This is a genomic window from Microbispora sp. KK1-11 (assembly GCF_006874435.1).
In the GTDB taxonomy this organism is placed as follows: Bacteria; Actinomycetota; Actinomycetes; order Streptosporangiales; family Streptosporangiaceae; genus Microbispora; species Microbispora catharanthi.
Window position 1 is genome coordinate 394,438 of record NZ_VIRJ01000001.1, and the last position, 13,854, is coordinate 408,291.

13 protein-coding genes are annotated in these 13,854 nt (G+C 73.1%); 6 read left to right on the top strand and 7 right to left on the bottom strand.

Annotated features, from left to right (window positions below; all coding sequences use genetic code 11):
• Nucleotides 1-64 precede the first annotated feature (64 nt).
• The 7 genes from FLW16_RS01790 to FLW16_RS01820 form a co-directional block, all read right to left on the bottom strand.
• The gene (locus tag FLW16_RS01790; protein WP_142556880.1) at nt 65-421 is read right to left on the bottom strand and encodes an arsenate reductase family protein; all 357 of its coding nucleotides are present in this window, start codon (nt 419-421) and stop codon (nt 65-67) included.
• Nucleotides 422-452: 31 nt separating this feature from the next.
• Nucleotides 453-2,444, bottom strand: a complete 1,992-nt coding sequence (locus tag FLW16_RS01795) for an HNH endonuclease signature motif containing protein (RefSeq protein WP_185949193.1) — start codon at nt 2,442-2,444, stop codon at nt 453-455.
• Between the two features lie 410 nt (nt 2,445-2,854).
• Complete coding sequence (locus FLW16_RS01800; protein ID WP_142556883.1) at nt 2,855-4,171, bottom strand: NAD(P)/FAD-dependent oxidoreductase; 1,317 nt, start codon at nt 4,169-4,171, stop codon at nt 2,855-2,857.
• Nucleotides 4,168-5,616, bottom strand: a complete 1,449-nt coding sequence (locus tag FLW16_RS01805; RefSeq protein ID WP_260614767.1) for an NAD(P)/FAD-dependent oxidoreductase — start codon at nt 5,614-5,616, stop codon at nt 4,168-4,170. Before FLW16_RS01805 ends, FLW16_RS01800 begins: the two co-directional genes overlap by 4 nt.
• Nucleotides 5,613-7,052, bottom strand: a complete 1,440-nt coding sequence (locus FLW16_RS01810) for an FGGY family carbohydrate kinase (protein ID WP_142556885.1) — start codon at nt 7,050-7,052, stop codon at nt 5,613-5,615. Before FLW16_RS01810 ends, FLW16_RS01805 begins: the two co-directional genes overlap by 4 nt.
• Entirely contained in the window at nt 7,049-8,572 is a 1,524-nt protein-coding gene (locus FLW16_RS01815) for an amino acid permease (RefSeq protein ID WP_142556887.1), read from the bottom strand. Before FLW16_RS01815 ends, FLW16_RS01810 begins: the two co-directional genes overlap by 4 nt.
• 75 nt (nt 8,573-8,647) lie before the next feature.
• Nucleotides 8,648-9,412 (bottom strand): DeoR/GlpR family DNA-binding transcription regulator, encoded by a 765-nt coding sequence (locus tag FLW16_RS01820; RefSeq protein ID WP_142556889.1) that lies wholly within the window; start codon nt 9,410-9,412, stop codon nt 8,648-8,650.
• Nucleotides 9,413-9,610: 198 nt separating this feature from the next.
• Here FLW16_RS01820 and hisD point away from each other — a divergent pair, with 198 nt between their 5' ends.
• The 6 genes from hisD to FLW16_RS01845 all read left to right on the top strand — a co-directional run bounded on the left by hisD (nt 9,611) and on the right by FLW16_RS01845 (nt 13,854).
• Entirely contained in the window at nt 9,611-10,918 is a 1,308-nt protein-coding gene (gene hisD, locus FLW16_RS01825; RefSeq protein ID WP_142556891.1) for a histidinol dehydrogenase, read from the top strand.
• On the top strand, nt 10,915-11,991 hold the full coding sequence (locus tag FLW16_RS01830; RefSeq protein WP_142556893.1) for a histidinol-phosphate transaminase: 1,077 nt from the start codon (nt 10,915-10,917) through the stop codon (nt 11,989-11,991). The genes hisD and FLW16_RS01830 overlap by 4 nt, the downstream gene beginning before the upstream one ends.
• Complete coding sequence (gene hisB, locus FLW16_RS01835; RefSeq protein ID WP_030509942.1) at nt 11,988-12,593, top strand: imidazoleglycerol-phosphate dehydratase HisB; 606 nt, start codon at nt 11,988-11,990, stop codon at nt 12,591-12,593. Before FLW16_RS01830 ends, hisB begins: the two co-directional genes overlap by 4 nt.
• The gene (locus FLW16_RS43310; protein WP_185949194.1) at nt 12,593-12,745 is read left to right on the top strand and encodes a hypothetical protein; all 153 of its coding nucleotides are present in this window, start codon (nt 12,593-12,595) and stop codon (nt 12,743-12,745) included. Before hisB ends, FLW16_RS43310 begins: the two co-directional genes overlap by 1 nt.
• The gene (gene hisH, locus FLW16_RS01840; RefSeq protein ID WP_142556895.1) at nt 12,742-13,374 is read left to right on the top strand and encodes an imidazole glycerol phosphate synthase subunit HisH; all 633 of its coding nucleotides are present in this window, start codon (nt 12,742-12,744) and stop codon (nt 13,372-13,374) included. The genes FLW16_RS43310 and hisH overlap by 4 nt, the downstream gene beginning before the upstream one ends.
• Before the next feature lie 108 nt (nt 13,375-13,482).
• Entirely contained in the window at nt 13,483-13,854 is a 372-nt protein-coding gene (locus FLW16_RS01845; RefSeq protein WP_142556897.1) for a hypothetical protein, read from the top strand.

A 13,854-nucleotide genomic window follows, 5' to 3' on the forward strand; every position in this document is an offset into this window, starting at 1 on the left:
GCCCGGCTAGCGCGAACAAGCAGATCTTCGGCTGAGGCAGGAACCCGCACCGGCAGCGGGGAAGTCAGGGCAGGACGAAGCGCACGGCCTCGGGGGAGCGGGCCACCACGGCCGTGCCGTCGTCGGCGGTGATGATCGGCCGCTGGATCAGGATCGGGTGGGCGGCCATGGCCTCGATCCACCGGTCACGGGACGCCCGGTCGCGCGGCCACGACTCCATGTCCAGCTCGGCCGCGACGGGCTCGCCGAGGCGGGCGACGTCCCAGGGCTCCAGGCCAAGGCGGCCCAGCACCTCGGCGAGCTCCTTCGTGCTCGGCGGGTCCTCCAGGTAGTGACGGACGGTGTACCTGGCGCCCTCGGCGTCGAGCAGCGACAAGGCCGACCGGCACTTCGAGCAGGCCGGATTGATCCAGATCTCCATGCGGGCATTGTCCCGCGCCAAGCCGGCGGGCTCACTTGCGCGGCCGGAAAGGCGTAAAGCGGCTGCGGTAGGTGAAGGCCCAGCGGTCGGTGCCGATCTTGTGGCGGGTGTAGCGGTCAGGGTGGCGGTAGCGGTCGCGGTTGTGGAACTGGCAGGCCGGTCCGAGCAGTTTGAGGTCGGTCAAGCCGCCGGTGCTCCAGTTGTCGGCGTGGTCGATCTGGCACATGGTTGCCGGGAGTGGGCAGCCGTCGATCCAGCAGGTGGCGTAGCGGGTGAAGATGGCTCGTCGTTGGGCGGGGGTGGCCAGGCGGACCTTGCGGCCCATGTCCAGCACCTGCCCCTCGGCGTCCATCACCAGCCGCACCAGGGTGGAGGTGCGGGCAAGCCGGTGCACGCTGGAGACCGGCAGCACCTGCCCGGTCGCCAGCAACAACCCCGGCACCGTCCCCGACAATGACCCCAACGCCGTCCCCGGCACCGCTCCCGGTGGCCATCCCGGCGCTGCGCACGAGCACCGCGCTGTGTTGTCGCACCCGCATCCGCCCTCGCCGTGTCCCCGGTGCTCGTGACCGTGACCTTCACGCGTGGTCTGCCCATGCCGGCAGTCCCCCGCAGGCCGATGCCCGGCGTGGGCGTGATGCGCAGCGGCGTGCTCGGGAGGAGGATCCGGCAATCGCGCTGCGTGCGGAGGCGCCGTGTGGGGAGGCGCGCTACCGCCACATGCAGGCCATGCAGCTGCGCGCCTGGCACGCGTTGCTCCAGCGTGGGCCTCACCACGGTCGCATTCCCCACTCGCGGTGGGTGCCGTGTCGTCGGCCTCGGCAGAGGCGGCGCTCGCGGTGTCGTGCTCGCCGGTTCGCTGCTTACCGTTCCCGTGCTTACCGTTCCCGTGCTTACCGTTCCCGTGCTCACCGGGCGCAGGGTCGCGGGCTTCCTCATCGCGAGGGCCGGTGGTGGCATGGTCGGAGCTCCCGGCGGCGGAGTCCGCGGCTGCATCGGCACCGGCATCGCTCCCTGCCCCGGCATCTGCCCCGGCCTCGACAGGGCCGCGGTCGGCGGGACGGCACGGGCTTTCATCCTGGGCAGGGGCGGCGTCGTCGGCGCTGCCCGCGTCAGCGAGGCCGCCCATCTCGCTAAAGGCGCCAGGGGTGTCGGCGTCGATGGGGGCGTGGTCGCTGGTGTCGCCGCTGCGAGTGTCGCTGGTGTCGGTCTCGGTGATGTCTTCTGGGTGATCGGAGTGGTCGGTGCCAGGGTCGGCGGGTTGAGAGGCGGCGGGTTGAGGGGCGGCGGCTTCGGGGTCGGCAGGGAGGGATTCGGCGTTGACCAGGACCAGGAGCTCGGTGGCGATCTTCTGCTCCAGCAGCGCGATGAACGCGTCGGCGTTACGCACTCGCAGCGGGCGGTCGTCGCCCTCCGCGCGTGGTTTGGCGTAGGCGTCCAGCAGGGCGCGCAACCGGGCGGCGGCCTCGCGAGGGAGGTGGAACTCTCCCTCCAGGCCTCCGCCCCGGGTGGGGCGGACCCGCAGGAACCGCCGCGCGTAGTCGGCCTGCTCGTCGCGGTCTTCCCCGTCGGGGTCGAGCACCGCGCGTAGGTAGCGGCCGGCTTTGGCCACCTCCGCCGCCCCTGCCTTGCCCGCCAGCTCCAGCAGGATCGGCTCGGCCAGCCCCGCGTGCTCATCACTCAACTGCGCGGTGGCCGTGCAGATCGCCTCCACCACCCCCGCCGCCAACCCACCCTCAGCGAACTTCTCCCGCACCCGGGGCAGACGCGCCAGCTCCACCGCCAGCGTGAGCAGGCGGCCCGCTCCCGCGACGCTCATCCCTGCGGCGGTGCGCAACCAACTACGGGTGGAGGCATGCCCATGCCGCTTGGCCTGCCCCGCACCATGCACCCGCCCCACCCGATCCGCCAACGCGCACGTGATCCGATCCCGCGCGAACAGCAAATCCTCAGCCTCAGCACGACAGATGCCCGCATCGTCCGGCAACGGCGCCAGCGCCAACGCCTGCGCCGACTCACGCAACGACGCCACCAAAGCCCACGACGACCGGGTCTTTTCTCGATCGCTACCCGACCCGCGGCCACCGGCACCAGCGCCCTCAGCGCTTCCTGAATCACCGGTATCACCGTCAGCGTCCTGTCGCCGAGTGCCCTGTTGCGGGGCACCTTCATGGCACGGGCAGGCCACACCCGCGCAGAAACGGCCGGAGGCATCCGACGGCCACGGAAGTGATCGGGCCGACACTCCGGCCCACCGGGGATTCAAGATATTCGGACGCCGAGAGTGCTCGTGGACGAGGCCGAACGCGTCCATCGCACCCCCAGAGTTCACAAGTAGATTCGAATCACTGTTCTAATTCTTTCCTGGTCTCCTCCCTGAATCAACCGCAGCTGGGCGATTAGTTGGAACTACAGGTGTCCGACCCGTCGTGGTCACGCCAGCGAGATGGTGATCGGACCGCCGCGCGGGTCCGCGCCGGACAGCAGGGACGACGGCACCCGGAACACCCGGCCGGGGGAGACCGGCCACGGCAGGGTGCGGCGGGCGATCTCACGGCCGTCCTGCGTCACCACCACCCTGGCGACGGCGCGGTGTTCGTCCGGCCACAGCAGGATCCGGCGACGGGGCGGCGCGCCCGCACCCGGCCTGACCAGGCCGGGGGAGACCCATCGGAACGGCGCCTCAGCCCGCAGTTCGATCCCCGGACCCCGGCCCGTGCCCGAGTCCGTCGCGTCTGAGTCCGTCGTGTCTGAGTCCGTCGTGCCCGAGCCCGTCGTGTCTGAGTCCGTCGTGCCCGAGTGCCCGGACAGGTAGGCCAGGACGTGCCGCACCACGTGGCGGCCGTCGAGGGCCGCCACGTCGGCGGTGTCCACGGGGTGGACCAGGTTGCCGACGGCGAAGACGCCGGGGCGGCTTGTCGCCAGGGTGTTGTCCACGACGGGGCTCCTGCTGCCCGGGTCCATCGCCAGCCCGGCCGCCCGGGCCAGTTCGTGGTCCGGAACCCAGTCGCCCGTGAACACCACCGTGTCGCAGGGCACGGTGCGGCGCTCGCCCGTGCGCAGGTCCTCGACCTCGACAGACTCCACGGCGTCGCGGCCGTCGATCCGCACGACCCGGGTGGAGGTGGCGACCGGCACGCGCAGCACGGCCCGCCCCGGCACGCTGAACGCCGCGTACGACTCGGCGCGGGCGTGCTCGCTGGTCATCAGCACCGTCCGGCAGCCCGCCTCGCGCAGGGTGAGCACGGCCGACCAGCTCACCAGCTCGGCCCCGACGACGACGGCCCGCGTGCCGACCCTGCCGTGGTGCAGGTGGACCACGTTCTGAAGCTGCCCGGTCGTCAGCACGCCCGGCGGGCGGTCGCCCGGCACCATGCGGGCCGTACGTGGACGTTCCCTGGCGCCGGTCGCCAGGACGACGGCGCGGGCGTCCACCCGCAGGCGGCCCTCCGGGGTGGTGACGTCGAGAATGCGCTCTCCGGCCCATCCGGTGACCATGGCCGAGGTGCGCACCTGCGCCCCGGACTCCAGCGCGCGGTTGGCCAGCAGGCGGGCGTACGCCGGGCCGGTCATCACCGTGCGCAGGTCGCGCAGGCCGTAGCCGGTGTGGTCGCTGTGCCGGGGGATGCCTCCCGCCTCGCGCTCCCGGTCGAGCACCAGGACCCGCAGACCGGCCGCCGCGAGACCGGCGGCGGCGGTCAGGCCGGAGGGGCCGCCGCCCACGACGGCGACGTCGGTGACGAGGTTCATCGCGACTCCTTCGTGAGAGCGAGGCGTTGGCCGATCTCGGCTCCGCAGAAGAAGCCCTGGCAGCGGCCCATCATGGCCCGGGTGCGGCGGCGCAGGCCGTCGATGTCGGCCGGGGGAAGCGGGGAGGCCAGGGCGTCCCTGATCTCCCCGGCGGTGACCCGCTCGCAGAAGCAGACCACGGTCCCGTACGCCGGGTCCCCGGCGATGAGGTCGTCGCACATGTACGGCCGGGGGAACGCCTCGCCGATGTTGGGCATCCGGGGCGGCTCCGGCAGATCCTCGCGTACGGAGGTGGCGAGGCCCGCCTCGGCCAGCAGCCCGGCGGCGTGCTCGGCCAGCGCCATGGACGAGGTCAGCCCGGTGGACCGGATGCCGCCGAGCACGAGATAGCGCTGCGCGCCGTCGAGGTGCACCTGGTAGTCGCCGTGCTCGGTGGCCGCACGCAGCCCGGCGTAGGAGGCCGTGACCTCCTCCGTCATGAGGGTGGGCATGAGCGCGAGGCCCTTGTCCACCAGGAACGCGAACCCCTCCTCTGAAGTGGAGGTGTCGGCGCGGTCGCGCAGGTCCTCGGCGGTCGGGCCGAGCATCACGTTGCCGTAGATCGTCGGGCTGATCAGCACGCCCTTGCCGCGCGAGCTGGGCACGGGCAGCACGATGCGGTCGGCCAGCGGCCTGGCCATCTTGTCGAAGACCAGCAGCTCGCCCCGGCGCGGCGTGACCGTGAACCGCTCGTGCCCGAACAGGCGGTCGACGGCGTCGGAGCCCAGCCCCGCGGCGTTGACGACCCAGCGGGCCCGCAGCGGGCCCCGGTTCGTCAGCAGCACGGTCTCGTCGCCGCCGTCGCGCTGGACGCCCTCGACCCGCGTGTTCAGCAGCACGGCGGCCCCCCGCGCCAGCGCCTCCGTGGCGAACGCCAGCGTGGTGGTCCACGGGCAGATGATCGACTCCCCGGGCACGGTCAGCCCGCCGAGCGCTCCCGGGCCGAGGGCCGGGACCAGCCGGTAGACCTCGTCCGCGCCGACGATCTCGCACTCGCGGTAGCCGTTCTTCACCGCCTTGTCCGCCAGTGTGGGGAGCGCGGCCAGTTCCTCGCCGGTCCAGGCGACCAGCAGCGCGCCGGTCCGCTCGACCGGGATGCCGGCGTGCTCGGCGTATCCGCCGAGCAGCTCGTATCCCCGCCGCACCAGGCGCGACTCCAGAGTGCCCGGCGTCGCGTCGAAGCCGGTGTGCAGGATCGCGGTGTTGGCCTTGCTGGTGCCGTCGCCGACGTCCGAGCGCGCCTCGACCAGCGCGACCGACAGGGCGCGGCCATCCGATTCACGCCCTGTCACCTGCCGCCCTGCCAGCTCGCGGGCCACGGCGGCGCCCACGACGCCGCCGCCGACCACCGCAACGTCGACCGTCCCGTCCGGCAGCGGCCCGGACCTGCTGACTCCCCCGTTCACATGTCCCTCCCCGTGTCGATCGCCGCGCGGACACCCCGCCGCCAGCGCGTCATGAACTCCTCCGCCCGCTCCGCCGGCCAGCGCGGCTCGTACGTCGTCGCCGGGGCCCACGCGGGAACGGCGTCCGCCACCGTGAGCGAGGGGGTCACGGCGAGGCGGGCCAGCGCGGCGGCCCCGAGCGCGGTCGCGTGCGGCGACGGGTAGACGTCCACCGGCGCCTGCAGCAGGTCGGCCTGGGCCTGCATGAGAGCGGCCGACCGGGTGAGCCCGCCGTCCACCCGCAGGCGGGCCAGCGGGCGGCCGAGGTCGGCCGCGACGACCGCGGCCAGGTCGGCCACCTGGGCGGCGATGCCCTCCAGGACGGCGCGGATCAGGTGACCGGGCCGGGTGGACAGCGTCATGCCGAGGAACGCGCCGGTCGCGTCGGGCCGCCACCAGGGCGCGGCCAGCCCGGCCAGCCCGGGGACGAACAGCGCGCCCTCGGCGTCCGGCGCGGCCAGCGTGTCCAGGTCGGAGGCGTCGCCGACGAGGCCGAGGCCGTTCAGCCACCGCACGGCGGAGGCCGCCGTGTAGACCTGCCCGTCCACGCAGTAGGGCGTGGCCCCCCTGGCCCGCCACGCCACCGACGTGGTCAGGCCGGAGGCCGAGCGCACGGCCCGCTCGCCGGTGTTGGCGAGCAGGAACGCCCCGGTGCCGTAGGTGCACTTTGCCTCGCCGGCCGACAGGCAGCCCTCGGCCAGCAGCGCGGCCTGCTGGTCGACGACCAGTCCGCCGACCGGGATCTCCCCGCCGAAGGCCCGGGTCGTCCCGACCACCTCGTCGCAGGCGACGATCGCGGGCAGCCGCTCGCCGTCCAGGCCGAACAGGCCGAGCAGTTCCCCGCTCCACTCGACCGCGTCGAGGTCGAGCAGGGCCGACCTGCTCGCGGTCGCCGCGTCGGTGACGAACTCCCCGGTCAGGTGGTGGACGAGCCAGGTGTCGCTGGTCGTCACCACCCCTTCGCGGGTGAGGTTGCGGCGGATCCACGCCATCTTTGGAGCCGAAAAATACGGGTCGAGCACGAGCCCGGTCAGCTCGGCGATCCTCTCGGCGTGCCCGGCGAGACCGGTGCACACCTCCTCGGCCCGCCGGTCCTGCCACACCAGCGCGGTGGTCAGCGGCTCGCCGGTCGCCGGGTCCCAGGCCAGCACGGTCTCGCCCTGGTTGGCCAGCGTGACCGCGCCGACGGGCACGCCCGCCGCCGCGACCGCCTCGCGCCCGGCGGCCAGCACCGAGCCGAGCAGTTCGCGGGGGTCCTGCTCCACCCGCCCGCCCGGCAGGTACGCGGGGCGGACCGGCGTCTCGGCCAGCGCGAGGACGGCGCCGTCGCCGCCGACCACGACCGCCTTGGTGCCCGAGGTGCCCTGGTCGATCGCCAGTACGGCCGGCGCGCTCACAGGAGCTCCGCGGAGTCGCCGCTCTCGCGGGTCAGGCGGTCCCGGCCGCGCACCCACACGACGGCGAACACGACGGCGCCGAGCACGAGCGAGCCCAGGGCGTACAGCTGCGCCGTGCGGAAGTCGGACGGGATGAGGAAGATGGCGAGCTCGATCACCAGCCAGATCACCGCCCCCGCCACGACCAGAGGCTCCCACTTCCCGAGGCGGAAGTCGTCGGGCCGCGGCCGGTGCCGGCGACGGGTGGCGAGGTAGAGCGCGACCGTGCCGGCGTACAGAAGGGCCGGCATGAGCGTGCCCGCCCCGAGGAGCTGCGACAGGGCGTCGGCGTTGCCGGAGAAGGCGAGCACGATGGCGATCGACGCGCCGGCCGCGAGCACGGTGGCCCAGGTCGGGCCGCCGGTGGCGCGCGGCACCCGGCTCAGCGCCGTGGAGAACGGCAGCCGGCCGTCGCGGGCCATGGCGTGGACCAGGCGGCTGCAGCTCACCATGATGACCAGGCCGCAGGCGAAGATCGCGAGGCTCACGACGACGAGGAAGGCCCGCGCCACCCCGGCGCCGAGGACGTTCTCGACGACCTGGGCGACCGGCGCGGAGGAGGCGGTGATCGCCGCCACGTCGTGCCCGAGGGCGGCGGTGACCACGACGAGGAACAGCATGCCGAGGGCGACGCTGAGCAGGATCGCGCGGACCATCGCCCGGGGCACCACCTGCTTGGGGTTGATCGTCTCCTCGGCGAGGTTGGCCGCGGACTCCCAGCCGACCAGCGTGAACGCGCCGAGCAGCGCCGACAGCATGAACGGCCCGAGCCAGCCGAAGTAGCCGTCGCCGGAGACGGCGCCGGTGGAGGTGAGGTTGGACCACTCGGCGTGCCCGCCGAAGATCGCGAACCCGGCGATCAGCAGGGTCAGCCCGATCATCGCGATCACCTCGGCGCTGACCGCGAGATTGTTGATCTCCGTCGTGATCGGGGTGGACCAGATGATCAGAGCCATCTGGACGACCAGCACGACGAGCGTGGTGAGCGCGCCGGCCATGGGCGTGTACTCCCAGCCGAACAACGGGAACAGCGCCACCTGGGCCAGGCCGTAGTCGACCGCCACCGCGACGATCGCGAGGAACGCGAACGACACCCAGCCGAACCACCAGCCCAGCACCGGCGAGGCGAGCCTGCTCGCCCACTGGTAGCTGTAGCCCGACAGCGGGATTCGGCTGGCCAGCGCGCCGTACAGGAGGGCGACCGCGACCGTGCCCGCGCCGACGATCGGCCAGGTCCAGATGCCCGCGGGCCCGCCCGAGTTGAGCACGGTGCCGTACGTCGTGAACAGGCCGGTGGTGATCGAGATGAAGGAGAACGCGACGGCGAAGGACTCGAACGACTTCAGCGTGCGCGAGAACTGCTGGGCGTACCCGGCGTGGGAGATGGCCGCGTCGGCCTGATCGGCGCCTTTTCGATTCGCGCCGTTCCTGTGAGCGCTGTTTCGATCATGAGATGGCGGGCGCGTGGAAGGATGGGTCATGGATCGTCTCCTGGCTGGAGCTGGGGAGATTGCAACGGTCCGGGCCCGGCGGCGTGGCCGCGCCGCCGGGCCACCCTACGGGTTGATCACCTCGGCACCCGCCCTGACCAGGGCGGATGTGAGCGCGGGAGAGGGTTCCCCGTCCGTGATGAGGCCGGACAGGTCGTCCAGGGCGCACACCCGGTAGGCGGCGACCCTGCCGTGCTTCGAGTTGTCGGCGAGCACGTACGTCCTGGCGGTGTTGGCGAGGATCACGCGCTTGGTCGCGACCTCGTCGAGGAAGTAGTCGGTGAGCCCGGCTTCGGCGTCCACCCCGCCCGAGCCGAGGAACGCCACGTCGGCGCGCAGGTCCTGGAAGAACCCCAGGGTGTGGGCGTTGGAGACGGCGAGGTCGCCCTGCCGGACCCGCCCGCCCGCCACCAGCACCTCCACGCCGGGACGGCCCGCGAGCTCGGCCGCCACCAGCAGCGAGCAGGTGGCGACCACCCCCCGGAAGGACGGGGGGACGGCCCTGGCGACGTGGACGGCGGTGGTGCCGACGTCGATGATCACGGTCTGGCCCGGGCGCAGGAGCTGCGCCGCGAGCTCGCCGATCACGGCCTTCGCCTCCGACTGGCTGGTCGAGCGCTCCAGGTAGGACAGCTCCTCGCCGGTCCCGGACGGCGCCGAGGTCGCCCCGCCGTGGACACGGACGAGCAGCGCCCGGCGCTCCAGGATCGCCAGGTCGCGCCGGACGGTCTCGTGGGAGACGCCGAGCAGCGCGGCGAGGTCCTCGGTGCGCACCGTCCCCTTCCGCCCGAGGGCTTCGATGATCCGCTGGTGGCGCTGTGCCGGAAGCAAGAGATCCGCCTTTGACCGAATGTGACTGGTATTGCCCGAGAGTGTGGATTAGTGCCCGAAAACCTGTCAAGGGGCGGGCCCGGAAAACGGGCGGCGGAGAAGAGTCCCAGCTCCCGGGGGGTGCGCGCGCGGGTGAAACGCCCGTCCCGAATGCTGGACACGCGCTGATCCGTCCCTGGTCGTCCGTAGACTGGGACGGTGATTTCCCGTATCGACCTGCGCGGGTCCCTTCCTGCCGACCTGCGCGACGTGCTGCCCCGCGCCGAACTCGACGTCGAGGCCGCCCTGGAGAAGGTGCGGCCCATCTGTGAGGACGTACGCCATCGTGGCGCGGCAGCCGTACGGGAGCTGACCGCGAGATTCGACGGTGTCGAGCTGGAGTCCGCCCGGGTGCCCGCCGAGGCGATCACCCGCGCCCTGGAGGAGCTGGACCCGGCCGTGCGCGCGGCGCTGGAGGAGTCGATCCGCCGCGCCCGCCTGGTCCACCGCGACCAGCGGCGCACCGACACCACGACGCAGGTCGTGCCGGGCGGCACGGTCACCGAGCGCTGGGTGCCGGTCGACCGCGTGGGGCTGTACGTCCCCGGCGGCCGGGCCGTCTACCCCTCCAGCGTGGTCATGAACGTGGTCCCCGCCCAGGAGGCGGGCGTGCCCTCGCTGGCCGTCACCTCGCCCGCGCAGAAGGAGTTCGGCGGGCTCCCGCACCCCACCATCCTCGCCGCCTGCGCGCTGCTCGGCGTCGAGGAGGTGTACGCCGTGGGCGGCGCCCAGGCCGTCGCGATGTTCGCCTACGGCACCGAGGAGTGCCGCCCGGCCACGATGGTGACCGGTCCCGGCAACATCTGGGTGGCCGCGGCCAAGCGCCTGCTCAAGGGCCGCATCGGCATCGACTCCGAGGCCGGGCCCACCGAGATCGCGGTCCTCGCCGACGAGACCGCCGACCCGGTGCACGTCGCGGCCGACCTGATCAGCCAGGCCGAGCACGACGTCATCGCCGCATCCGTGCTGGTCACCACCAGCGTGGAGCTGGCCGACGCGGTGGAGAAGGAACTGCCCGGCCAGGTGGCCGCGACCCGGCACAGCGAGCGGATCACCGAGGCGCTCGCCGGCCGTCAGTCGGGCATCGTGCTCGTCTCGGACATCGAGGACGGGCTGAAGGTCGTGGACGCCTACGCCGCCGAGCACCTGGAGATCCAGACGGCCGGCGCCCGCGCGGTCGCCGCCCGGGTGCGCAACGCCGGTGCGATCTTCGTCGGGCCGTACGCGCCGGTGTCGCTCGGCGACTACATGGCGGGCTCCAACCACGTGCTGCCGACCGGCGGCTGCGCCTGCCACTCCTCGGGGCTGTCGGTGCAGACGTTCCTGCGCGGCATCCACGTGGTGAACTACAGCCGCGAGGCGCTGGCCGGGGCCGCGCCGTACGTGTGCGCGCTCGCCGACGCCGAGGACCTGCCCGCCCACGGCGCCGCCGTCCGCGCCCGCTTCGACTGGGAAGTACCCGCATGACGACCCTCGACGACCTGCCGATCCGCGACGACCTGCGCGGCAAGCACCCGTACGGCGCGCCGCAGCTCGACGTGCCGGTGCAGCTCAACACCAACGAGAACCCCTATCCGCCGTCCGCCGCGCTGATCGACGATCTCGCCCGTGCCGTACGGCAGGGCGCGACGACGCTGAACCGCTACCCCGACAGGGACGCCGTCGAGCTGCGCAAGGACCTCGCCGACTACCTCGGCCACGGGCTGACGGCCGGCCGGCTGTGGGCGGCCAACGGCTCCAACGAGATCATCCAGCAGATCCTCCAGGCGTTCGGCGGCCCCGGCCGGTCAGCCATGGGGTTCGAGCCGTCGTACTCCATGCACCCGATCATCGCGGGCGGCACGAACACCCGCTGGATCGAGGGCCTGCGCGAGGAGGACTTCGCGATCGACCCCGGCGCCGCCGTCGCCGCGATCGAGGAACACCGCCCCGACGTGGTGTTCCTGACCTCGCCGAACAACCCGACCGGCACGGCCCTGCCGCTGGAGGTGATCGAGCGGATCCTCGCCGCCGCGCCCGGCATGGTCGTGGTGGACGAGGCGTACGCCGAGTTCGCCCGCACGGGCACGCCGTCGGCCCTGACCCTGCTGCCCGGCAACCCCCGGCTGATCGTGACGCGCACCATGTCCAAGGCGTTCGCGATGGCCGGCACCCGGCTCGGCTACCTCGCCGCCGACCCGGCCGTGGTCGACGCCATGCTGCTGGTCCGCCTGCCCTACCACCTGTCCACGCTGACCCAGGCGGCGGCCCGGGTGGCGCTGGCGCACCGCGAGGAGCTGCTGGGCACGGTGGACACGCTGCGCGCCGAGCGGGACGCCACCGTGGACTGGCTGCGGGGGCGTGGCCTGGTGGCCGCCGACTCCGACGCCAACTTCGTGCTGTTCGGTACGTTTGCGGATCGGCGGTCCGTGTGGGAGGGACTGCTCGATCGCGGGGTGCTGATCCGGGAGACCGGCCCCGCGGGCTGGCTGCGCGTGTCCATCGGCACGCCGGAAGAGATGGCGGCGTTCCGCGCCGCGCTGGAAGGGGTCCTCGCATGACCGAGCTCAACGAGCGCCGCGGCCGCGTCGAGCGCACGACGAAGGAGACGTCGGTGCTGGTCGAGGTGGGCCTCGACGGCACCGGGATCGTCGACGTGTCCACCGGCGTCGGGTTCTACGACCACATGCTCGCCCAGCTCGGCAAGCACGGCCTGTTCGACCTGACCGTGAAGACCGAGGGCGACCTGCACATCGACGCCCACCACACGATCGAGGACACCTCGATCGCGCTCGGCGCGGCGTTCCGCGAGGCCTTGGGCGACAAGTCGGGCATCCGGCGGTTCGGCAGCGCCTCCTGCCCGCTGGACGAGGCGCTCGCGCAGGTCACGGTGGACCTGTCCGGCCGGCCGTACCTCGTCCACACCGAGCCCGAGGGCATGGCCCCGATGATCGGGCCCGACTACGACACCACCATGACCCGGCACATCCTGGAGTCGTTCGTCGCGCAGGCGGCGGTCTGCCTCCACGTGCACGTGCCGTACGGGCGCAACGCCCACCACATCGTGGAGGCGCAGTTCAAGGCGCTCGCGCGGGCGCTGCGCGAGGCGTCGGAGCGGGATCCCCGGGCGACCGGCGTGCCCAGCACCAAGGGCGTGCTCTGATGACCTTCGCGTCCGGCGGGATGATCTTCATCGGCCTCTTCCTGATCGGCGGGGTCATCTCGGGCATCCGGCAGGGCCTCAAGCTGCTGGCGGCGCTCGCCGGCGTCGGGGCCGCAGTGGCGATCACCGCGGGAGTGATGTGGTGGCAGTGAGCAGACGGGTCGTCGTTCTCGACTACGGCTCGGGCAACCTCCGCTCGGCCGAGCGGGCGCTGGCCCGGGTGGGGGCGGACGTCACCGTCACCGCCGACTTCGACGCGGCCCTCGACGCGGACGGGCTCGTCGTCCCCGGCGTCGGGGCGTTCGCCGCGTGCATGGAGGGGCTGAAGGGCGTGCGCGGCGACCAGATCGTCGGCCGCCGCCTGTCCGGCGGGCGCCCGGTGCTCGGGATCTGCGTCGGCATGCAGATCCTGTTCGAGAAGGGCGTCGAGCACGGCGTCCACACCGAGGGCTGCGGCGAGTGGCCCGGCACGGTCGAGCGGCTCGACGCGCCCGTGCTGCCCCACATGGGGTGGAACACCGTGACCGTGCCCGAGGGCAGCGTGCTGTTCCGTGGCCTGGAGGAGGGGACGCGCTTCTACTTCGTCCACTCCTACGGCGTGCGCGACTGGCGGCTGCGGGCCGGCGACGGCTTCCGCGAACCGCTGGTGACCTGGGCCGAGCACGGCGTGCCGTTCGTGGCCGCCGTCGAGAACGGTCCCCTCATGGCCACCCAGTTCCACCCGGAGAAGTCCGGGGACGCGGGGGCCGTGCTGCTGTCCAACTGGCTGAGCACGTTGTGAGCGTGTCCGGCACGCGAAATCTCGAGGCAGCGGTGCGACACTGGGAACCGGCGGGGCTCCGGCGCGCACGGCCGGCCAGGCCGTGACCGGACCCGAGCGGGAGGCCCGATGAGCAAGGAACGGGCCCGCCGGAGGGCGGAGCGCGAAGCCGAGCGCGAACGCCTCGCGGCGGCCCGGGCCGAGCGCGTGGCGAGGGCCGCCAGGCGGCGCGAGTTGCGCGAGCGGCTCGTCGGGCCCGTCGCCGGAGCCGTGGGCGCGGTGCTGCCGCGGCCGGCCAGGCCGGTGCGGGTGGCCCGGCAGCGCGGGTATCTCGCCCGCCGCCGCCGCACGGAGAACGCCGTCGTCGTCGTGCTGTGGTTCCTCGTCCAGGTGCTCGCCTGGATCCTGCTCGACTCGTGGATGGCCCGGCTGGGCGTGTTCCTCGGCTCGATCCTGTTGCTCCCGGTGCTCGTCACCATCGTCTTCGACCGGAGGTCATGA

Bases quoted from the DNA above. Each gene is read 5' to 3' on its own strand.
- hisB (WP_030509942.1), top strand. From the start codon at position 11,988: ATGACCGAGCTCAACGAGCGCCGCGGCCGCGTCGAGCGCACGACGAAG.
- FLW16_RS01845 (WP_142556897.1), top strand. From the start codon at position 13,483: ATGAGCAAGGAACGGGCCCGCCGGAGGGCGGAGCGCGAAGCCGAGCGC.
- FLW16_RS43310 (WP_185949194.1), top strand. From the start codon at position 12,593: ATGACCTTCGCGTCCGGCGGGATGATCTTCATCGGCCTCTTCCTGATC.
- FLW16_RS01815 (WP_142556887.1), bottom strand. From the start codon at position 8,572: ATGACCCATCCTTCCACGCGCCCGCCATCTCATGATCGAAACAGCGCT.
- FLW16_RS01790 (WP_142556880.1), bottom strand. From the start codon at position 421: ATGGAGATCTGGATCAATCCGGCCTGCTCGAAGTGCCGGTCGGCCTTG.
- FLW16_RS01830 (WP_142556893.1), top strand. From the start codon at position 10,915: ATGACGACCCTCGACGACCTGCCGATCCGCGACGACCTGCGCGGCAAG.
- FLW16_RS01800 (WP_142556883.1), bottom strand. From the start codon at position 4,171: ATGAACCTCGTCACCGACGTCGCCGTCGTGGGCGGCGGCCCCTCCGGC.